Annotated in this window: 14 protein-coding genes and 2 pseudogenes; 14 read left to right on the top strand and 2 right to left on the bottom strand. The window is 32.8% G+C overall.

Going from position 1 to position 22,607, the window contains the following annotated elements:
- Window positions 1–8: 8 nt before the first annotated feature.
- The 13 genes and pseudogenes from gmtY (at window position 9) to ABZP31_RS03820 (ending at window position 14,982) form a co-directional block, all read left to right on the top strand.
- A complete protein-coding gene (gene gmtY, locus ABZP31_RS03880) occupies window positions 9–1,319 on the top strand; it encodes a gamma-mobile-trio recombinase GmtY (protein ID WP_367156912.1) in 1,311 nt (436 codons plus the stop codon).
- Window positions 1,316–4,075: a VPA1269 family protein gene (locus tag ABZP31_RS03875; RefSeq protein WP_367156911.1), complete on the top strand. Its 2,760-nt coding sequence runs from the start codon at window positions 1,316–1,318 to the stop codon at window positions 4,073–4,075. Before gmtY ends, ABZP31_RS03875 begins: the two co-directional genes overlap by 4 nt.
- Entirely contained in the window at window positions 4,065–4,676 is a 612-nt protein-coding gene (gmtX, locus tag ABZP31_RS03870) for a gamma-mobile-trio protein GmtX (RefSeq protein WP_367156910.1), read from the top strand. Before ABZP31_RS03875 ends, gmtX begins: the two co-directional genes overlap by 11 nt.
- On the top strand, window positions 4,673–5,173 hold the full coding sequence (gene greB, locus ABZP31_RS03865; protein ID WP_367156909.1) for a transcription elongation factor GreB: 501 nt from the start codon (window positions 4,673–4,675) through the stop codon (window positions 5,171–5,173). The genes gmtX and greB overlap by 4 nt, the downstream gene beginning before the upstream one ends.
- Window positions 5,174–5,213: 40 nt before the next feature.
- A pseudogene (locus ABZP31_RS03860) lies at window positions 5,214–5,695 on the top strand (transposase); the annotation flags it as partial.
- Window positions 5,696–5,922: 227 nt separating this feature from the next.
- A complete protein-coding gene (locus tag ABZP31_RS03855) occupies window positions 5,923–6,177 on the top strand; it encodes a hypothetical protein (RefSeq protein WP_367156908.1) in 255 nt (84 codons plus the stop codon).
- Window positions 6,178–6,806: 629 nt separating this feature from the next.
- Window positions 6,807–7,100: pseudogene (locus ABZP31_RS03850) on the top strand (IS30 family transposase); the annotation flags it as partial.
- Window positions 7,101–7,338: 238 nt separating this feature from the next.
- Entirely contained in the window at window positions 7,339–8,649 is a 1,311-nt protein-coding gene (locus ABZP31_RS03845; protein WP_367156907.1) for an effector-associated domain EAD1-containing protein, read from the top strand.
- Between the two features lie 17 nt (window positions 8,650–8,666).
- The gene (locus ABZP31_RS03840) at window positions 8,667–9,770 is read left to right on the top strand and encodes a GTPase-associated system all-helical protein GASH (RefSeq protein WP_367156906.1); all 1,104 of its coding nucleotides are present in this window, start codon (window positions 8,667–8,669) and stop codon (window positions 9,768–9,770) included.
- A gap of 8 nt (window positions 9,771–9,778) precedes the next feature.
- Window positions 9,779–10,735: a hypothetical protein gene (locus ABZP31_RS03835; RefSeq protein WP_367156905.1), complete on the top strand. Its 957-nt coding sequence runs from the start codon at window positions 9,779–9,781 to the stop codon at window positions 10,733–10,735.
- Window positions 10,728–11,576: a hypothetical protein gene (locus tag ABZP31_RS03830; RefSeq protein WP_367156904.1), complete on the top strand. Its 849-nt coding sequence runs from the start codon at window positions 10,728–10,730 to the stop codon at window positions 11,574–11,576. Before ABZP31_RS03835 ends, ABZP31_RS03830 begins: the two co-directional genes overlap by 8 nt.
- A gap of 5 nt (window positions 11,577–11,581) precedes the next feature.
- Complete coding sequence (locus tag ABZP31_RS03825) at window positions 11,582–13,978, top strand: hypothetical protein (protein WP_367156903.1); 2,397 nt, start codon at window positions 11,582–11,584, stop codon at window positions 13,976–13,978.
- A gap of 71 nt (window positions 13,979–14,049) precedes the next feature.
- Window positions 14,050–14,982, top strand: a complete 933-nt coding sequence (locus ABZP31_RS03820; RefSeq protein WP_367156902.1) for an IS5 family transposase — start codon at window positions 14,050–14,052, stop codon at window positions 14,980–14,982.
- Window positions 14,983–15,195: 213 nt separating this feature from the next.
- Here the strand turns inward: ABZP31_RS03820 and ABZP31_RS03815 are convergent, their stop codons facing one another.
- Window positions 15,196–17,010: a DUF4365 domain-containing protein gene (locus tag ABZP31_RS03815; RefSeq protein WP_367156901.1), complete on the bottom strand. Its 1,815-nt coding sequence runs from the start codon at window positions 17,008–17,010 to the stop codon at window positions 15,196–15,198.
- 168 nt (window positions 17,011–17,178) lie between these two features.
- Window positions 17,179–17,451 (bottom strand): hypothetical protein, encoded by a 273-nt coding sequence (locus ABZP31_RS03810; protein WP_367156900.1) that lies wholly within the window; start codon window positions 17,449–17,451, stop codon window positions 17,179–17,181.
- 429 nt (window positions 17,452–17,880) lie between these two features.
- On the opposite strand from ABZP31_RS03810, the gene ABZP31_RS03805 reads away from it, so the two are divergent.
- The gene (locus tag ABZP31_RS03805) at window positions 17,881–22,557 is read left to right on the top strand and encodes a hypothetical protein (protein WP_367156899.1); all 4,677 of its coding nucleotides are present in this window, start codon (window positions 17,881–17,883) and stop codon (window positions 22,555–22,557) included.
- Window positions 22,558–22,607: the final 50 nt, after the last annotated feature.

The raw sequence follows: 22,607 nt of genomic DNA, 5'->3' as shown, positions 1-22,607 counted from the left end.
AATAGTATATGGCTTATGTTAAGAAAATTTATGTAAATTACAAGGATTGTACTTCTCACAGTAGCTTAGTCCTTCCTTGTATCTTGACTGAGAAAGGAGTCATTATTTCTCATTTGCGATATTTGGCTTGGTTTAATTCAAAAAGTGAGGCATGGAAAGAAAGATCATGCTATGCGTTACAACTTCTTTTGAAATATATTAATTCTGTTCCAAATATCGATAGCGCAACAAAACTACTTAAAGCATTCACTGAAGCTTTAATCACTGGCACTATTAATCATTCCAACAGTAAAGACCCCCTGAATCTTTATTGGCGACCACGATCGGTTCGTGATACCAATAATTTATTATTTCATATTACGCACTACACAGATTTTCTCATGTTACAAGATAATCATTCGGCCAACAGAGTTAATCCTTTTCGTAAAGCAACTAGCTATGAAGAACGGTTAAATTGGTGCGCTTATTATCATAAACAGGCAAATGTATTTCTGAATCATTTAACGAAGAAAGATCTAACACAAAACCATGTACGATTAGTCGGCTCTTTTCATGAGAGCATGGTTGATTATGAATATGCTGTACGTTTTCCTGAAGAGCACATTGAAAGACTTCTATATTTGGGCTTTGAAAAGAATGGAAAAATCGATTTTAAATCCCAAGCAATTACTATGTTGATGAATTATGGTGGACTCCGGAAAAGTGAAATTTTTCATATTTACGTATCAGATATTAAATTACATCCAAATCATCATAAAGAAGCGCTAGTTAGAGTTTACCATCCTGAATTAGGTAGCTCTCCAGATCCAAGGTTCAAAAACAGAAAAGAATATTTACTAGCAAAAACTTCTTATAAACCTCGAAATAATTATTTGTTTTCTGAAAGACTTTATGCAGGTTGGAAAACCCCGTTATTAACCTCAAAATTAGGCTACTTTGAGGTCGTATTTAACCCTCCTGAAAAGGCTAAAGAATTTTTATTAATCTGGGCAAATTATCTAAAATATCAACGTATAGAGCCTTCAAAAAGTTCTCCTCATCCTTTTGCATTTACAAATAGTCTAGGTGAACCTGAAACTATAAAAAATTTCCAAAGATTACATAAAAATGCCGTAGAACGTATTGGATTAATCTGTAAAAAAGATCTTGGAACGACCGAACATGGTCATCGACATGCTTACGGTTTTCGAGCACGTCAGGCTGGCTTAAATCAAGTTGAAATTCAAAAAGCGATGCATCACAAAAGCCCAACTTCTTGCCTTGTTTATATCAAACCGACATTAGAAGAAGTTCAAGATAAATTAAGAGATATTAAATGATAAAACCACAAGCTATAAGGAAAATTGAAAATAAAAGATTTAATAGCAAATTTCCTACTTTAGAATCTTTAAAACAAACTTGTAAGAGTTTAGGTATTACAAACTCTGTAATTTATAAAGAAAAATATAAAGAATATGGACTTCCAGCACATCCTGAAAGAATCTATGAAGAATGGGTCAGTTATAAAGATTTTTTCGATATCGTTGAATTTATTTCATATGCTGAGTTACAAAAATTAGTTATTGAAAAAAATTTAACAACTTTAAATCAGTACAAAAAATTTGTAAAACAGCAGAATGATCCATCATTACCTCTTGACCCAGAAGGTGTTTATAAAAATGAATGGAAAAATAGTTACAAATTTTTCGGTAAAGATGAACCATTTAAGCCAGATTTCATCTCTCCAGAATATATTACTTGGGCGATTAAAATAAAAGAATTTATGACTACAGCACGAGGGGGAGATAGTAAAAAAACTCATCTTTGCCGCTTTGTTCGTCTTTATATTGAACCATTTGACCAAAGTAAAACACCCCACGCTTTTCTCATGCAAGAAAAGTTTGATGTAAAGTCCTTTCGTGATGTGCTTGCGAATATAGAATCTGAACCTACGAAGCGTAAACTAGTAGTTGCTGTTAATGAGTTCTTGGATTACATCATTAATAATGATTTAACCATTGAAGATGAAGAAACAGGAGAAATTGTTCGGGTTGAGAATGCTCGCAATCCATTTTCATTTTTTTTAACTCAACAGAATTTATCTTCAAGTTCAATTCGTTCAGAAACAACTAAGCCATGCTTACAGTACCATTTTGTTAAAAAGGCTCAAGAATGGATTATACCAACCAGTGCGAGGTGTTTTCAGGATCTTGAGCATCTGCATAAATTTGATGCCGACTGGATTAAAGTTAATTTTGATCAATTAGATCCGTATGATTCTGAATGTGTCTATCGTATCGAAAATAATCAAGCATATTTATGGTGTCCTACTGACTGGATTCATACATTTGCGCTTACTAAGGTTCCTTTACGAGGACGACAAATTGCCTATAATGATTCTGGTGAAGCTGATGAATATATAGCTGAATTAGATTCACAAAATAAAGTTATTTGGCAAAAGAATACTTCCCCACTATCAGGGATGACTAAAGAACAATCTTTTATTAAAAAAATGCCTGATGGACAAATAGGCATGTTTACCACCACCAATAAAACAAACAATAATGGACAGGGTTACACAATTCCATGGATACCTGAAGATTTAGCTTATTGGCTAGTTAAACTACGCCAATGGCAACAAAAATATAATCCTATAAATAGACCAAGTGAATGGAAAGATTGTGAAAGAACAAATTTAAATGAATTACAAAGAATAGCAAAAGGTTTAAATTGCTTTCTATTCAGGCGGTTTAATGATTTTGAACCCGCAGCTGTTTCAAATGCGCTTACCCCGAGACTAGCCGCTGCATTATGGAATATACAACCTTCAAACTTAACTTTAACAACTTTAGAAGGAAACCCTGCTACACTCGGTTGCTATAAATCAAAATATACTCCTCATAGCATGCGTGTCAGTTTAATTACCGCGTATGTTACTGAAATGGGCATGCCAATTGAAATAGTGATGAAAATTGTTGGGCATAGCTCTGTCATCATGTCTATTTACTATTGCAAGGTTTCAAATAGTGATATTAGAAAAAGACTAGAAGAAGGGGAAAAAATAGCGCTTAAATCTGAAGTAGAATCGATTCAAAAAACAATTGAACAAAACAAAATTGAAGATGTCAAAAATCAATTAATTGGGAATAATTCCGAATTATTACAAGCATTATCAAATGAAGTTCCTGCTGGAAATTATGTTTTTAGAGATTATGGTATTTGCCCTTTTGCAGCATCAAGGTGTGAAGATGGTGGTGAAGCAATCAAAAGTAGTTCTTTCTATACACCTACACCACAAGGTTATTTAGGTATTCAAAATTGCTTACGATGTAGGCATTTCATTACAGGACCCGCTTTTATTGGTGGACTATTAGCAATTACTAACGAAATTTTACTCCAATCCAATGATCAATCTGATGTCTGCGCAAAATTACAACTAGAAATCAATATGATTAATGAAGGTATTAATCAACTTGAAAAAGAAGAATATATCGCCAATCTAAATCAAAAAAAATTTGAAGGAGCTGCTGAAAGATCAAAATTAGAGACGGATCTTCGTAATTTTGAATCTGAATACGAATCAGCGGCAAAAAAATTAGACATGCTCTTGTGTGATATACAAGCTGCTTATATCTCTATAAATAAATGTCATAAGCTCATTAACAATGATGTTTTATTAGAGGATTCAAACAAGATATCTCTAATCACTACTGCTAATGCAGAGTTAGTTTTAGAATTGGAAGAAGTCAGTCACTATCAGCAATTACAGGAAGTCTGTGAAAATGCAGTAATTTATAAATCATGCCATGCAGATCAAGCTATCTATCCAAGAACACAACTGATCGATAAAATGGCGTTATTTAATGACATTATGCCAAAGCTATTTACGCTATCAAAAGATCAACAACTCTCAGCAGGTAACCAAATTTTTAAGTTATTGATGAGTCGGCTTAAATCTTGGGATAAAATCCAAAAAGTCATAGAGGGCGAAATTAAACTAATTGAACTTTCAGAATCTGAGAAAATCTCAAAATCGGAAATTGAATTAATTCTTCATAATTCCCCTACTTTAATTGAGACAAATTATGACTCCTGAAGATTTATTAAAAGAATTAAAAAAGGATAGCTCACTAAAAGTTCAACAATCTCTTGATAATATTTATGAAATATGTTCTGAACAGCAAGAAAGAGGGATTCATGACTTTTCTATCAGCACTATTTCAAAATTAGGTTTTAACCGTGGTGTTCCAAAAGCTCAAAGCATTAGAAACAAGTCTGGTGACAAATACAAAGCGCTAATTCAATGCTTTACAGATATTGCATCACAAAAACCTAGATTAAAAAAAACCTCACAAAGTGAAAATCAGTGGATTGAAGAAATTCAAAATCCCAAGCATCAATTACTAGTACGTATCATGGCATCTGAGTTAAAAGAAGCTCAACAAATGATTCGTGAAATCATTCCTCCTAAACAACGGATTGATATTTATGATCATAAGAATATGATACCTAATCAATCTTTTAAGCTTTCTGAGCAAGAAGTTCGGGCGTTACAGTATTTACTTTCTACAGATTTTCAAAAAAAATGGAATCTAAAACCTAGTTCTTTTGGTGAACTTGTGGATGAGTCGAATAAGCCTGTTTTTAAAGTTTCAACACTGGATGCCTTACGCAAGGCTTTGGAGTATTTGTCTTGAATCGTAAATTGCTAACCGCTGAAGGCTACCAACGCTTACAAGATGAACTAAATGATTTAGTCCGTAAGGAACGTCCAGAAATTACTAAAATCGTATCGTGGGCAGCCAGTCTCGGCGATAGATCAGAAAACGCTGATTACCTCTACAACAAAAGAAAGTTACGTGAAATTGATCGTAGAGTTAGATATTTAATCAAATTATTTGAAGTAGTACATAAAGTTGAGTATAGCCCTGAACAAGATGGAAAAGCTTATTTCGGTGCGTGGGTTGAATTGGAAAATAATGAAGGTGAAACCATCAAATTCCGTATCGTTGGCGATGAAGAAATATATGGTAGAAAAGACTATATTTCCCTTCAATCCCCTATAGCTAAAGCTTGCTTAGGTAAATCTGTAGGTGATGAAGTTAAAGTGCAAACCCCGAAGGGAATAAATGAATGGTACATTATAAAAATTGAGTACTTAGATGGTAATCCCCCTAAAAATAATAGGATCTAAAAGTAGAATTTTCTCTTAAGATACAAGCAAGAGATTCTACATGAAAACATCTAAATTTACTGATAGTCAAATTATGTCCATCTTAAAACAGGCGGATCCTAGCAGACCTCTTACTGCCCTTTGTCTTGAACATGACATAAGTAATGCCATCTTTTATAAATGGCGGGCCAAATATGGTGGTATGGATAAATCATTTATGGCAAAACTTAAAGAGCTAGAAGCCGAAAATACCAGACTTAAAAAGATGTATGCGGAAGAGCGATTAAAGGCCCAAATCATCCAGGAAGCGATGGCAATGAGTAGTACTGCTACGCAAGGGTGAAGCCATCATGCCATTAGTATTTGTTTGGCTTGAAAGCATTTGGCATTAGTGAAACCTGCTACCGCTATCAAGCCAAACTCAGCCATGACAATGCATTAATTGCTGAACAGCTCCTTGAACTTACTGAGAAAAATTCCGATTGGGGATTTGGTCTGTGCTTCTCATATTTACGGCATGTTAAGAGTTACTACTGTAATCACTAGCGGGTTACCGCATTTACTGCATATTCTTTTATAAACCATCCAGTGGTTCTTATTTTCAATCTACCCCTATCTCTTATTCACAATAGTCCCTGATAAGTAACGTTAAGATATTGAAGTGAATTTAGGTGAGTGAATAAAATTTCATATTTTATTTTGAACACCAATCTTTTTTATAGTAAAAGTTAGATGTAGCATCGAAAACTATCACTACTGAGGCTTTAGATATGACAACTAGTAAGGCAATAGATGAAGATGATATAGATGAACATGATATTGCTACCGCAGCAGCTCATATACTTCGAGAAAGATTTATTACAGTTTCTCGTACGGAAACAGTATTTTATGTAAAGAATGATATTGTATGGAGTAAAGCTCCAAATGATAGCCCTGTTTTCATTAAACAATTGTCTGGCCGTAACCCTGATCTTTCCAAAAAGTTCATTAGTCGCGGAACATTTAAATTTAAAAAACGGAATTAAACATTTTGCTATTTTAGTAAATTAAAGATTTTTATTCTAATTGAGCATTTATATGATATTTAACTTCAGCCAATCATTTAAATGCTTCTTAGAAACTGCAAAAGTAATGTCTAAGTATAATTGGACTCTAAAAATCTATTTTGTTTATATGTTTACTTAATGTTGATAAGAAGCCTAGGATGGAAGAGTAAGCACATTAGTTTTTCCATTGTTCTTAATAATTAAATGAGGCAACATATCATTCTTAAAAAATCATAAGCAATAATTTCTGGATGATGCAAATCTATAGCTTGACCAATAAAAACTCAGGCTGCATTTGATGCACATAGTAATAAATGGACTCTTTTAACATCATATTTATTTTTCAAGTCATGTAATAATTACTGTAATCGTACACAGAATTTTTTTCCACTCTCTGGATTAGGGATTGCCCCATTCCCTAAATACTTTGGTAATGCGGTTATTTCTATTATTCCTGCCCCTAATGTCCTATTAAGATTTTCAGCTCTTTGTTAAAGTGGTTCAGCTATTGCTGTGAAATTAATGCAGATTACTACTTCATCATTTTTTGTGAGTGAATCAAGACCTTTAATTTCATAAAATGCATCAATTACGTTTTCATGTGGCCATATAGTATGACATTTGATAATGGAAAAGAATTTTCCGAACATAAAAGGATTACTGATGCCGGCATGGATACGTACTTTGTTGATCCCTACAAGTCTATTCAGCGAGCTAGAAATGAAAATACGAATGGTTTAATCCGTCAATTTCTGCCAAAATCATCATCGTTTGATGACGTGTCAAACGAACGAATAGAGCAGATAGAATTTGCACTCAACCATCGTCCTAGAAAAACACTAGGCTGGCATACACCGAGTGAAGTTATGGCTGGTTTTTATACTATTGCACTTGCCGCTTGAATTCGCCAAATTTTAAAAGTTGTTCATTCTTAATTAAGCTAATGTCATACAATTAATGTAATTAAAGACCAGACACATCATAAAAATGAGAATATTTAATAAAATAATTAAGAGCAGGACAAATAAACTAGCGAAGCTCAAAGATCACAGCACTCTTAAATTTTTTAAAAAAATCATAATGTTAATTAAACCTAAATCTTAATAAAAAACCACAAATATGGTTTTAAGAAAAGTAATTTTGTTATATGATTTAGCATTTCATGAAATACAATTATTAAATATGACTGATGTACTTATTATTTGTGCCTTACGCGATGAATATAATGCCTTACTAAAAACACTTGATGGTGAAACCTCTTGGAAAGAAGAAGTTGTTAATGGGTGGACCGTTGCTAAAGCAACAATAGCAAGTCCATCAGGGACGTTATCTTTAATGGCTACTTGGCAAAACTTTATGGGCCGAGAGCAAGCAATTGCTGCAACTACCTCTTTGCTGCAACAAGAAAAAAATAGAATAAAGTGTATATGTATGACGGGTATTTGTGCTGGAAGAAGAGGTAAAGTTCATCTTGGTGACGTTATATTTGCCGATAGATTATGGTCATATGATGCTGGTAAATCAGTCGTTATTGAAGGTGTCGAGAATTTTCAAGGAGACCAACTCCAATTTAGACCTAATCCTAAAATTCTACAGAGAATGCAAAGCTTTAAGCTTGAAGAAGAAAAATGGTTGGAATTTAGACCAAAATACTCATTAGATTATCAAGAAAGATGGCTTATTTTACAACTACTTGATGGTATCCAACCTTCTAATAACGAAATTTTTCAGACTTATTGTTTTGGCTTCTCTGAAGTAATTAAACGTTTAAGAAAACGTAATTGGATTACATCTCAAGGCTTCAACTTAACTAATGTGGGTTTCAAGGAGGCAACAAAATTAAAAGAAGAGCATCTTTTCGGCCTCCCCAATGATCCTGATTTTTCAGTTCATGTCGCACCTATAGCAACAGGGGGTACTGTTAAAGAGGATGAGAATATATTCAATTATTTAGCTGAAAGAGATATGCGTAAGGTCTTAGGAATTGATATGGAAGCAAGTGGACTAGCGGCATTAGGTGAAATACTTGACATGCCCGTGATAATTTCCAAAGCTGTTTCAGATTACGGTGATACATTTAAAGATGATTCTTATAGACACTTCGCATCTCGTGCCGCCGCGGAATGTTTGATAAAACTATTAGTCAATTGTTCGGACCTAATTTTAAATACGCAAGATACGAATAAGCTTATCGCTGAGGATTCTCTTTCATCTCAAACATGCCTAATTAATGAGTTATCAACTTTATATTATGATGTAAATAGTATAAGAAATATTTGGGTCAGATCAGGAGGTAAACCATCAGATATTTCAAATATTTCAAATGTTTCTGACCTCTGGTTTGAGTTAATACATAAAGCGACTAATGGCGCGAATGTTACTGTAAACGACTTAATTAAAAATACATTGATAGATTTCCCTAAGAATCAATCACTTCAGCAATATCTATAGCTAGATGGAATTATATAATGAGTATGACTTTTTTAGAGGCTTTAAAAAAAGCAGGTTGTCTTGATAAGCAAATTACTGAAAACGACGATCGCTTTGATAAAGCAAACGCTGCAGCTGAAGAATTTGCAGAGAAAATGGATCCAAAACTATTAATTGATGGATGTAATGCTCTAATTAAAGAGTCATTTTTTGAATCAAATCTGGCAATGCAATCAGCGTATGCTACTCTAGAAAATAATTGGTCAAATATTGGTTTGGTTTATCCAGAAGATAAGCCTAATAGACTACTTACGGCCATGGTTCTGTATGCGTGTGAGAGACTCACCAAGAAAGATACTAATAATGCTAGTAAATTAGCATTAAATTTAATTGATATTTGGCCATACTTATCAGTTAATAATAATCATTTAATTCTTACAGAAGAACAAATTAATGAATGGAACAAAATACTTAACATAGAATCTTTTTCTGTTTACCAACAAACTGTTGATGTTAAAATATTAAAAAATAAAGCATTTAAGACTGAAAACTTTCAAAATGAAGGTGAAATTGAAGCCTCTGCGGAAAAAATAGCAAAAAATTTCACAGATACATTCAAAGAGTTAAATGAACAAATTAATTTAGTTTCTTCCTCCTTAAAAAGTCCTTTTGAATATCAAAATGAACAATTAGCAATACTCTGGTGGTATGAAGCAAAATACTCTCAAAGTTTTTTTAGAAGTTACCGAGAAATGGACGTTCTAATTAGACCATTAGTAATGGCAATAGATTTATTACAACTTATTAATGGATATCCAGCTCCTGTTAGTTCAACTTATATTTTGGCTGAATCAATTAATCAAACAGAAAATGCTAATTATGATAAGAAGTATCCATTAATTGATATCCTAACAAAAGTCAGAGAAAGTAGAACCGACCTTTTGGCTAAAGATATCTTCAATAATCTTAAATTTTCTACAGATCAAAATTACTTGAATATAAGAGATCTTATTGTTGCAACATTTAAAACCGAAACTGATTTAGAAACTTTAAGAAATCAATGTATTGTGAATATTGAAGAAATATCTTTACCTGATTTAGCTAAAGCTATTTATAGACAAGAGCAGGCTTATAGCTTATAGGAATAAAAATGTATAAATGTACTAATTCTGAATGTGGCTTAGAAGATGGTATGAGCTGTGATAAAGGTCATTTTGATCTAAATGATTGTGAATTTATCACTATGACTGAAGAAGCTAATGGTCAATTAATAGATGACTCATCTAGATCTACTTATAAAGTTTTTTGGAGTGGAACGCATCTAGGATTTAAAGGTCTCCAAAAGTTATCGGATGTTCGAAAACCTTTAATTATTGGCATAATAGGTCCAGCAGAAGCTGGAAAATCTACACTTCTACTATCGTTATACTTACAACTTTTAAGTGGTAAAAAACTTAGTTTTGGTGATTTTTGGGCAAGTTATACCCTTGAGTCATGGGAAGCTCTAGCAAAAAACTCTAGATTTTCATCGCCATTATCCACACCAGACTTTCCTCTACGAACACCAAGAGGAGATGCCAGAACGCCCGGTTTTTTACATCTATCTTTTCGAGATGAAAATGATGTAATTCGTGATGTTATTTTTATAGATGCGCCAGGAGAATGGTTCAATCAATGGGCAACTAATCCTAATTTAGCTCAAGGTGCTGATTGGGTAATAACTCATTCAGACTTACTCATTATAACTTCTGATTCAGAAAAGCTTTCGCACATAGATACTAAAATTCGTGGAAGTACTAGAAATGATATCTCAAGTATATTTGATCGATTAAAAGACTATCATTATGCAAAGCATATTGCTTTAGTTTGGACTAAAGCTGAAGAAAACAATAATATCCCAAAATCTATTCGTGATTTGATTACTCGTAATCTTAATTCAGTTAATTTCTGTTCAACATCTAGTCACTCTTGTTCAATAACACAACCAGATGAAATGTTTAATATAATTAATGAATTAATTACAAATATTTCAGTAGAACCTACTGAAATCACCGATCATATTATCGGTAATTCTATATTTGAGTCTTTTAGAGGAAGTCATGGATAAAACAAATTCTATTATGGTATTAGGAAAGCCTAATAGCGGTAAAACAGTTTATTCAGCTCAACTATATGGAAGATTAACACGTGGAGTAGAGCAACAAATTACTATACGTAACACTCCAGAAAATCTTGATATCTTTCAAGAGGCCCTAGAAAGGTTAGCTGAAGGTACGAATCCACAGAGAACAACATCTTCTCAATTTGCAAATGTATCATTGCCTTTGCTAATTAAAAATGAAAAAGAAGTCGATCTTACTTGGTTTGATTATGCTGGTGAACAGTTGACTCACATTTTTGATAGTAGATCAGTAAATGAAAAATGGGCTGAAACCTTAATTAATTCAAATGGCTGGATGGTTTTTATTCGTTTGAATGATGAAACTAAATATAAACACAAAATAGAAGATCTATTAAAAAATAGAGAAACAATAAAAAAGGATAAGATTAAAAAAGAAGAAACAGATACTATAGATGCAAACGTCTGGTGGATTGAGCTATTTCAAATAATACTTCATGTTTGCAATTTAAAAAGAAGCCAAAGGATTTTAAAACCAAAACTTGCAATTATATTATCTTGTTACGATCAGGTATCTGATTCAACAAATACTACACCTAAAGAAATTTTTGAAAAAGAATTACCCTTATTAAATCAATTTCTATATTCTAACTGGGAAAAAGATAATATATCTATATGGGGATTATCTTCACTAGGTACAGCTTTAAATAGAAGCTCGCAAAATACTTTTGTAGATAATGGACCTGAAAATCAGGGATGGATTATTTCACCAGACAATCATGAAAAAAATGTTGATCTAACCTCCCCTATAGTTTGGATTTATGGTTGATAATAATGGATAATATAGTTTGGCCAAAATATTTAGAATTTGGATATACTTCTCGAGGCCATAAATTAATATCTGAAACTGATATTGATGTTCCTATAGAGTTAGTTAGTTTAACAGATATTCCTCCCAGTCAGCCATCAAACTGGACATATATCCTTAATTGTAGTCGTATAGACACCTATTTCGCCATTTGGTATACAACACCAGATTTAACTCAAACAAGATCTGGTTCCGTTAAGAGTCAAGTTGCAATTTGGCCTATTACTCACATATTTAAACAAGACGAGATTGATACTGTAATCTATAAATTAATGGGTGAAAATTTTATAAATATCCCCTTACCTTATGATGAATGTTTAAATATTTTAAATACACTAATAGACTCAAACTCTATAGTTTTAACAAATAGTTTTGAGCAATGGCCCAATATAATGAGTTTTTTATGGAAGTCTTTATGGCCAAAGTCACGAAAAAACCTATCTCTACACTGTGTTTTTAAAGAACAAGATACAACATCATTATTGAATCCAACTATTTACTGTGTATTAGGAAATTATGAACTTTCTTGGACAGATAAATTTAATAAAATTAAAAATGATAGTTTACAAAGTAGAAAAAATATTTCAGAGTTTATTTTAGACAAACAAAGTGAAGGTTTTATATATTTTAAAGAATTAATTTGTGACTATGACAACTTAAATGAGTTAAGAATTGTAGATAAAATAATAAGTGTTTATCTAGAATACAGACAAGATTCCAATATATCAAATGCTATTAAGCTACTTAGAGCTAGCTTATCAACAAAAAAGGATAAAAACCCTCTAATTATAAAGTTAGTAAATGAAACCACAGAATTTATAAATGAAAATATAAATAATTTGGATATTGATCAATTATTTACACTTGCCAATATTCCTTTACCTCCAGACTTTAGCATTGATATATTTAACTGGATGATATCAAATATAAAAATTAATTTTAATTTAAAAAAAATTGAAAACACCCTTAAAGCAGCCAATGAAGAGAAGGCTTATAAATGGTGGAGTGAAATTGTTTTAGCTGGATTTAGCTACAATATAAATAAAACAAATGAGTTATCGTCAGAGTATTTATTACTCTTATCCAATCCTACAATCTCAAAAATTATAGAAAATGTTCTTATTGATAAAAAATCTTTTGAAAACAAATTAATTAATGCAACTAAATTTTCAAATAAAAATGTTACCAAAAACTTTTTAGATTTTTGTTTAAAAAATAATTTTTATAAATCACATGCATTAGCTGTAGGATACTTCTATAATGCTAAAGAATCTCTTACCTCTCAATTAGCTTTTGATACCCCCCAAAGCTTACAAACTTTAGTGGATGAGTATCCTAATTCTGAAATCATTTATGCAATTATTGAATATAATGATATAAGCATTTTAAAATACATCACAAATAGAATTATTTTAGATGTCAATATATTAAATGATATAGATTTAGAAAATTTTATTTGGGTTAAAGTATGGTTGAACTGCCTCAACTATAATAATAGAATTCTTCCAAGCAAAGAAACAAAAGAATACTATATTCTCTATGTTTTAAATAAAATTATTAGCAATAGTGATCCAAAGAAAGATTTTAATAAAATAATTGAAATAATACATATAGATGAAGAAATATCAAATATTATTTTAAACTATAATAATAGAGCTTCAATTTGGGCATACATTGAAAATAATCAAAAAAATTTAATACTTAATTCTGTAGCTGAAAAACTATTAACTCTACTAGCAGTTAAAACTATTAACCAACCAGAATCATTACTTAGTCAAAAAGTAATTAGACTTGCTCAGCAAAAAACCACATTACCATCGAATACGATTATACAATTAATCCAGTGGACTTCAATAAATGAGGAAATCGCAAGATATCTACTTAGTCATGGAAGCTGGAAAAGACAATCAAATATAATTGGTACAATTATTAGTCAAAATAACTGGAAAAATATTGCAAAAGATATTTATTCTTCATATAAAAATGGAGATAAAACTTTAAAAGAAACTATCCCTCATATTAAGACTTTATTATCTAAGACTGAAAGGATTATGTTAAAATTATTTGAAGCTAGAAGCTTTCCTACGAGGAATACAATAGTCTCCCAGCATGAAATTAACGAAATAATCATAGAGCTTTGTGCTGAACTTTTTTCTGACAGATTAAAAACTATATGGCTTAAAGCTGGTGGAAAGACTAGTGATCTGGTTAGTAATGGTACTATTTATGATCAATGGGTTCATGCAATTAATGCAGCTTCACAAGGTAAAATTCATGAGTACCCTAGGAGTATAGTAAATATTCTATCTTGTGAATTTCCGCGTAATGATGATGTAAAAAATCTTAATCAACTATTGAAATAATATTTTTACTTTTTGATGGCTTTGTTACACAAACCTAGCCTAGAAGGTTTATTCAGCCATACAATTTCAATATGAATAAACCTATTCCTAAAATCTATCGCACAACTAATTGGTCTTCCTATAATCGTGCCCTTATTAACCGGGGTAACATTTCCATTTGGTTTGATCCAAACACTCAATGGTATGCACAACTACAAGGCAAGCAAGGTCGAAATCAAATTTATTCTGATACAGCTATTCAATGCTGTTTAATGATCAAATCTTTATTCAAACTCTCTTTACGTATGGTCACGGGTTTTGTTCAAAGTCTGATTAAACTGTGTGGATTAAATTGGACTGCACCAGATTACAGTACGCTTTGTCGAAGACAAAAGCATATTGATATTTCGATTAGTTATCAAAAAAGTAGCGATGGGCTACATCTACTCGTAGACTCAAATGGCTTGAAGTTTCTAGGTGACGGTGAGTGGAAACGTAAGAAACATGGACCTGAATATCGTCGCCAATGTCATAAGCTTCATATTGCTATCGATGCTGAAACCTTGCAAATACGTGCAGTACAGCTCACTACAAACAATGTAAACGATTCGCAAGTACTCGATGATTTACTTTCTCAAATTCCCTTAGATGAACGAATTGATTCGGTCTATACCGATGGTGCTTATGACACGAAGCACTGTAGACAAGTCATTTTAGATCGAGATGCACATGCGGTCATTCCGCCAAGAAAAAATGCAAAACCATGGAAAGATCAGAAATTGAGATCTTTAGAGCGGAATGAATTACTGAAAACGGTCAAACGTCTAGGAAGAACGCTTTGGAAAAAATGGTCTGTTTATCATTTTCGAAGTTTGGTAGAAACCAAGATGCATTGCATCAAATTATTAGGCGATAAATTAACAGCAAGGAGTTTTCCTAGTCAGGTGAGTGAGATTCATGCACGCATAGCCGTATTGAACAAATTTACAGAATTAGGTCAGCCTCATACCCAAGTTGTCACTTGAGTTCTGTTCAAATTAGCAGAGTGTTGTCTTTCAAATCTTTGTGCAACAAAGCCGTTTTGGGTATAGGCAAGATTTATTAAGCACTCACATAAGACGTTTCACTCAATCGAAATTTAAAAAGGTTCTGTATTAAGAGCACATACTCTTAACCACCTTAGTTACGGAATTTCTGGTGAGTAAGTAAAAATATTGAACTTAATCCTAGAATAGACATCAAAAAGCGCTAAACTTATCTAAAAGAGGCTTATGACTAATCGCCTCCTCGCCATGCCATTTTAGACTCCACTTCCAACTATCTGGTCTTGAAACACAATCTTTACATTGATCGCAGTGGTTTTGTTTAAATCCTTTCAAAAAAACGGGGCCTTCATCTCGATCATAAACCTCAGCTAACGACCACCCACCACTAACGTAATGATGCTTCAAACAAACTAAAGTAATCATTCCTAAAGAATGCATTCCTAATTGTTGAGCAATCATCCCTCTAGGTTTGTAATGTACAAATAAGCTCTCACAATTCTTCATTACATTGGAAGGGTCATAGTTTTGAAGTCCTATTTTGACGAACTGCCCCTCTTCACTTTTAGAATCATCTGGATCCATCCCAAGACTCTTCGCTAAGTTTAAAAAGAATACTTTTTGTTCTTCTGGGCTTGAGTCATAAAAACTGTGCTCCGTGTGCAAGTCTTTAACATGCACTTCTATTTCATCCAACATATCTTTTGCATCAGGAGAAAGCTTAAGTACAAGCTCTCTTATTGAGACCAACTTGCTTCGGTTTTCATACATCTCATTGATATATAAAAAATAAAACTTTTCTAACTTACGGTAATCACCACATGACGAAACATAAGCTATAATTGTTTCGATACTTAGAGAATGCCACTCCTCTAAAAAATCTATAGACTGTTTTGAACCACGCGCAGAATGAACCATTTTGAATAAGTAAAGTAGTTGAGCTAATTCAACAAATAAGGACGCGAGTACATCAAATTGACTTTGGCTTATCAACCTATTACAAAGGATGATTAGCTTCTGAAGTTCTTTACATACTTCAAGATATAATTGATGTGTTTGCCCATCCATAAGCATATATTCAATACTTCGGCTATCAAAATTTGCATTAGAGAAATGTAATGCGTGAAGCTGCTCTAATTTTATTTTAAATATTTCTATGCGCAACTTTCCTATCGCAGTAGTTCCATATATATTACTTCGGACTTCCCTTGCGACATGGACTAACATCTCTTTAATCTTAAGCCGTTCAGAAATTTGTTCAACTTTAATGGTCTTGTATGGTGCAGCCTCAAATGCTTCAGCGAAATAAGCTAGAGCAATAAATCTATCTTTAGCAGGAACTATTGGTGATTGAAATATCTGGCTGGCTTGCTCATAAAGCGTCTTAAATTCCTTCTGTAAAAAGAGTCGATCAAGCTTTACATGGTGAGCTTTGAAAAAAGCGTCACCTATATTATTAATACACTTATCAATTTCATCAGGTCTAACAACTAAATAATTTGAAACTGCTTTCCTAATGCCCCTTATAGATAAATAATCCCAACATTGCTTTACAGCAGCTATCAATCCTAGAAATGAGTCATTATCTTTTCGAATGAGTTCACGTTGTATAGGCAGATGTACACTCTTGTTTTCATCATTCGTACTTTCTATCTGCTCTCTAATTATTTCACTATCAGTAATGGATACCCAAAACACTCTCTCCAGAGTCACATCCACCACTACCAATATTACAGGTATGTTAAATGATAAATAGTATTTCAGTCTTTCGACTTTGATGCTATGAGATACAACTTGCCCGTCCTTAATAAACGAACAATTTTCCTCGCCCTTTACTTGGATCTTAAAAACGTTGTCTTCACCAAGAGCCTTCCCTTCTGCATCTTTAATTTCAATCTCATAGTCAATACCATGATCATCTTGATCTTCTTGGCTGCGGGCAATCCAATTAGCAGGCAGCTTATATTCAAAAATCCGCCCCGCCTCTTTTCCAATTTCTCCAGCATTCATTTTACAGCCTCATACCTTTAACCAAGACATTATAGCAAATGTAGATTTTCAATCTGACCATTCAATTTATTTCAAATCTATCTACTAGATCAATTTAAAGAGAGTCAAGAGTGGTAAGCGCCTACCAGTCCAAAATAAGCTCATAGAAGTCTAATTTCTCATTCTGCCTCAGTAGAAAGAATGTCCACAATGCTGGCATTGAAAGCAAGATTGCACAGTTTGAGTTGAAGCCGAACCAAATACTGAACCTAACAAACCACCGACTACGACCACTGCCATCCCTCCTATGAGAAGTGACACAGGTAATGTTTTTGATAATGCTGCACCCATCGTGGCAAATGATGCTGACGATGCCAAGCTTTGATTGCCAGCCTGTGAACTACCATTTTGCATAACACGGATCATATGCTCTGAATGGCAATATGGACAATTGATTTGCATAAGATATACCTCTGAAATAGAAAAGGCCTAGTGTTAAGCTAAGCCTTTGAAAACGACGTGTTCTCATTCAGATGGTATATATGTGAAAAAAATAAAACCATTCCAACATGTTGTTTAAATGACTTGTAACCTGCCCTATCCTCAAGGGTCCAATCTATCCAACCTATCTTTTATTGAATTGTTCAGGTCTATGATCAATATCACGGCTAAACCTATCAATTTCTTCTAGAAGCCCCCCTTAGGTAATATCCTCTAAGTTGAAGTGATCCGAGCCTAAGTCTTCTTGAACTACCATAAAGCGGATTCGACTCATACATGTAGGACATAATATCGCTTACAGGAACTAGTCTGACTAATTAAGCAAAGTATTGCTATCATCAACAAGTATTATATATTACTGAATAATAGGTTAAAAATAAGGTTCTATACGTGGCATTAGAAGCAGGCGGTTTTGCTGAAAAATTGGGCAACTATTTTGAGACAAATTGGATTGCCAATCAATTCATTAAACTTCTTCAAGAAAAAATTGCTTATGTCACTATAGAGCCCATAGGTACTGATGAAGTAGGCGTAGACGTCATTATTGGGCGACTAGATGGCAAAACAGAACATCATCAATGCAAAGCTGGCAATGGAAGCAATGAATTTTGGACTCTTTCAGCCTTAAATAGTACAAGCATCTTAAAAAATGCCAAATTCCAGATTGAGCAAGGTACTGAAGAATTTAATCTTGTTTCACCTTTAACTTGTAAACTAATGTCGGACTTACGTTTAATTGCATTGAATTACAATGGAGTACCTCAAGATTTTTTAACTTATCAAATTAACTCTAGCGCAGAAAGACAAAAGGATTTTTCACAGCTATGTACATATCTTGGTTTGGATATTCAACAAGATATACACTTGGAACGTGCAATTAATTTTCTTCAAAAATTTATAGTGACCAGTTACTCTGAAGATGCCTATCAACGGAATGAGCTACTGGATAAGGCTTCTATACTCTTTTTTGATCGACCAATTAACGTAATTAATTTTCTAAAAACCTATCCTGTTGGCTTTAATAGGCTTAGGCAAAAAATTACAGCTTCTCAACTATTAAACGATCTTGAGGCCCACGGTTTCAGTCTAAAAATCACTCCTAATGATGAAAGAATCATGACTGTTATTAGACAACTATCAGAAGAATTCGTTAACTCTATTGAACCTCATCTAATTACTCAAAATGTTATCCCACGTCCTGAACTTAATGAAATTGTTCAATCAGTAAATCAAACAGCCGTCACTCTTATTAAAGCAGAAGCTGGTATGGGTAAAAGTGTTGTCTTATTGGATCTGCATCACCAGTTACAAGCACAAAATATTATTAGTATCCCTATAAGACTTGATCGAAAGCACCCTGAAAATAACATAGATCAGTTTGGGCAAGATTTAGGATTTCCTTCTTCCCCTATTAGCTGTTTAAAAAATTTTGCGAAACATCAAAAAGTAGTGATTCTTTTAGATCAACTAGATGCGATACGTTGGACGGGATCACATTCAAGTAATGCCTTAGAAATATGTCGTCAATTAGTAAGACAGATTCTTAGTTTACGTCAAGAAAAGATTCAAATTAGTATTATTCTTGCTTCTAGAGATTTTGATGCACAGGAAGATGCAGCCCTTTCAAGTTGGATTGGCAGCCTTAGCAGCCATCTTAATGAAATTAGTATTTCCACATTAGATCAATCAATAGTCAGTGATCTTATCAAAGATTATGAGGTTTATAATTCGCTGACTGAAGAAAAAAAGAAAACTTTACAGATCCCTTTATGGCTTAATATTTATTTAACGATCGCAGAAAGAATCCAATCTGCTCCCCAGTTTACAAATAAGTTAGAATTAGTACGACTCTTTAGAGAGAATCGCTTAGACCTCTTAGAATTTAGTCATCATATTTCTAAACAAGGTGCGATAAATCTTATCGATGTTATTGTTGAACAAATGTCTCGTAACTCACGCCTGAATGTAAATGAAAACATTCTTCCTTCAGGTAGCCAAAATACATTACATGCTTTAATTTCTGTAGGACTATTATCTAAGCAAAGCACTAGAATAAGTTTCAGACATCAAGCTCTTTATGATTATCAAATTGGACTTAAGTTCTTTAATGAGGCTATAATATCTACTGATCATCTAATTCAAATGCTTGGAAATCGTAGCGAACAAACTTTAACCAAGCGTGAGCATTTAAAATATGCTCTAAACCTTTTACTTGAAGCGGATCAAACCTCATTCTGCAATAGTATTAGAGCAATAATTTTTAATGAAAATATAAGATTTCACTTAAAGTATTTAGCCCTTAATTCACTAAAAAATATAAAAGATTTAAAAAAACCAGCTAAGCTCTTAATTGATGAAATTATTGCGGAACCTAGCCTATTTATTAAGTTCCTAAACAACAGCTGTTATGAAAATGTCGCAATTTTATCCTATCTTTCAGAAAAAAAGTGTTTGAATAGTTGGCTAAATGACCATAATCCTGAATTGCTAGATATTACTTTAAGATTACTTAGATCGATTGCAAACTATTCACCAGATCTTGTTCTCTCTGAAATGAAATCATTTATAGGGAAGACTGAACAATGGGATAGATATGTCTATAACACCTTATGCTGGGATATAGCTAATGACTCAGTAGAAATGTTTGAAGTACGCAAACAGCTTATAGCAGTAGGCTGTTATGTGAATTTTATCAACTGGAAAGATCTTTCTAGAAAAAATCCCCTACGAGCCTTAGACCTGATTGAGTTAATGCTGGATCATTATAAAGATATTATAGAAATTGATTATTATTCTGAAAAACGTTCTAGTAAACCCAAATTTTCAAATAGAGATAACTGGTCAAGTATCGAACTGGATGAAATTATTACTCTCGCTGATGCAATTCCCCAAAAAACTATTCGTAGATTACTTGCTCGCTTATCTAATCTCTTAAGCAGTACAGATAATGATGAACAACCCTATCACTGGTTATCTAAAAATACTAGATACAATAATGACCCTGTAGCTAATCTAATTCATGGAATAATTGAATTACTCGAAAAATCAGCTGAGAACCTACATGACCAATCTAATCTTTTGTTTGAGTTAATTCACGGCTATAGCAGCAACAAAAATTTTGTATTTAATCATATATTAGCTAAAATTATCATATATCTATCACCTAATTATTCAGATTTTATCATTGAATGGATTTTATCCAATCCTGAAATACGTTTTGAATGCGGAAATACCTACAAAGAACCAGCATGGATATTATCAGGAAAAATAATTGAAAAATTTTCTCCATTCTGTTCAGAAACCTTATTTCATGAATTAGAAAATCGAATTTTATTTTTTTCTTCCTTTGATTATGACGATATAAAAAGACAGCTTAAATATAGAAGAACAGGGTATTTCTCTCATTATTGGGGAGAAACTCAGTACTTCTTACTGCCAAAACTTGATAAAAAAAGGCGGTCTATCCAAGCAGAAGAAATGATCCAGATACTTAACCGTAAGTTTGGTCAATCTAAATCATCAGATTTTTGTAAAGCTTACGAAATAAATAGTGGTTGGGTCACCTCTCCTATACGCAACGCTAATCATCTTTCTGATAAAGCATGGACTAATTTGATTCTCACGCCTGCTAAAGAGTTTAATTCATTTAGATTAAAACGTATTAATGGAGATACTCTAGCAGAAGCAAGTATCCATCAATTTTCAAATGCATTATTTACTGCTACAAAGAATCAACCTATTCGCTTTTGTAGATTAGCCTTATCCTTACCTAAAGATATTGATAGTCAATATATTGAAGCTTTCTTTCGAGGCTTACGTGATTCCAGCTCATCGAATGTTACTGAACCATATCGTGATAGTTGGCAATCCCCTCCTATCGAATTAATTGGGCAAGTATTAGCCCACTTTTCACTAATAGATGATGGTCAAGCTTTAATTGATTTATTAGACACTCGTATAAAAATATTGTCTCCAAAATATATTAAACAAATTGAATATTTAGCGATAAATTCAAAAGATCCAATACAGGGTAAGCTTAATATCTACAACCCTCAAAAGGGAAATGACCCAGCAATTATTTCAGCTGAAGAGCTTAGGGGTAATACAATTAACTGTGTAAGAGGTAAAGCTTATTTGGCTATTGCCGAGCTCTTTTGGAATGATAAAGAATATGCTTTGTCTCATAAGCATTTTGTAGATTTAGCTATAAATGATCCTCATCCAGCAGTAAAATTAGCTGCACTGGAACTCTTAGCTCCTTTGTTAAATTATGACGAAGATTTTGCATTCATCCAATTTCTTGCCTTATGCAATAGAGACCTAAGAATGGCTTGTGGTTATGAGTCACATTATTTTTTCAATAATGGTTTTAAAGGTAAACATCAGGAAGATTTAATTTCACTTGTTTTGAAAATGTTAAGCTCAGAATATCAAGACGTTCGTAAAGAAGCTGCACGCCAAATTTATGCTCGTTGGTATTTTTATGATCTTTTTCAGGAGGAACTCAAAATCATTTTTAATGACACTGGTGTTCTAAAAGAAGGCTATACGTCTGTAGTTAACCAGCTTCTATGTGATGGACATGGAGATGAAAATTTAGAAAAATTGCAATCATCTTTTGAGATATTGGTTAATGATAACGATGAAGGCATACTGCGTTCAATTAGCAGTACAGTTGGACATGATGAGTTTTGGAACAAAACAAATTCAGTAGCACTATTTGAAATATTTGCCAAATCAAAAGCTGCTCATTTTAATCTATATGGTTTATTTCATTACTTTGAAAACAAAAGTGATAGTTACACTGAATATAGTTCATCACTTTTGACATTAGTTATTAATATAACAACTAACTCAACCAGCAATAGTGAATCTAAAAATGAAAGGTTCCAAGACTTAGAAATTATAAAAGTTGTACAACGTCTTTATGACGAAGCAACAAATGATGAAGATAGCGACACTCTTAACATTTGTTTAGATATATGGGACTACCTATTTCAGTCAGATGCTTATTCTTCACTTGTTCTAAGAACGACTAATCATATAGAAAATGGTCTTCTAAATTAAATAATAGAAGCGCTACGTAGGGTATGAAATCCAATAGATAAATCTATCTA

The organism is Acinetobacter sp. FL (assembly GCF_040744925.1).
GTDB lineage: Bacteria > Pseudomonadota > Gammaproteobacteria > Pseudomonadales > Moraxellaceae > Acinetobacter > Acinetobacter radioresistens.
Note: the sequence above shows the minus strand (reverse complement) of the source record. Positions and strands in the feature narration are given on the sequence as shown.

Bases quoted from the DNA above. Each gene is read 5' to 3' on its own strand.
- gmtY (WP_367156912.1), top strand. From the start codon at position 9: ATGGCTTATGTTAAGAAAATTTATGTAAATTACAAGGATTGTACTTCT.
- ABZP31_RS03875 (WP_367156911.1), top strand. From the start codon at position 1,316: ATGATAAAACCACAAGCTATAAGGAAAATTGAAAATAAAAGATTTAAT.
- gmtX (WP_367156910.1), top strand. From the start codon at position 4,065: ATGACTCCTGAAGATTTATTAAAAGAATTAAAAAAGGATAGCTCACTA.
- ABZP31_RS03855 (WP_367156908.1), top strand. From the start codon at position 5,923: ATGACAACTAGTAAGGCAATAGATGAAGATGATATAGATGAACATGAT.
- ABZP31_RS03840 (WP_367156906.1), top strand. From the start codon at position 8,667: ATGAGTATGACTTTTTTAGAGGCTTTAAAAAAAGCAGGTTGTCTTGAT.
- ABZP31_RS03835 (WP_367156905.1), top strand. From the start codon at position 9,779: ATGTATAAATGTACTAATTCTGAATGTGGCTTAGAAGATGGTATGAGC.
- ABZP31_RS03830 (WP_367156904.1), top strand. From the start codon at position 10,728: ATGGATAAAACAAATTCTATTATGGTATTAGGAAAGCCTAATAGCGGT.
- ABZP31_RS03825 (WP_367156903.1), top strand. From the start codon at position 11,582: ATGGATAATATAGTTTGGCCAAAATATTTAGAATTTGGATATACTTCT.
- ABZP31_RS03820 (WP_367156902.1), top strand. From the start codon at position 14,050: ATGAATAAACCTATTCCTAAAATCTATCGCACAACTAATTGGTCTTCC.
- ABZP31_RS03815 (WP_367156901.1), bottom strand. From the start codon at position 17,010: ATGAATGCTGGAGAAATTGGAAAAGAGGCGGGGCGGATTTTTGAATAT.
- ABZP31_RS03810 (WP_367156900.1), bottom strand. From the start codon at position 17,451: ATGCAAATCAATTGTCCATATTGCCATTCAGAGCATATGATCCGTGTT.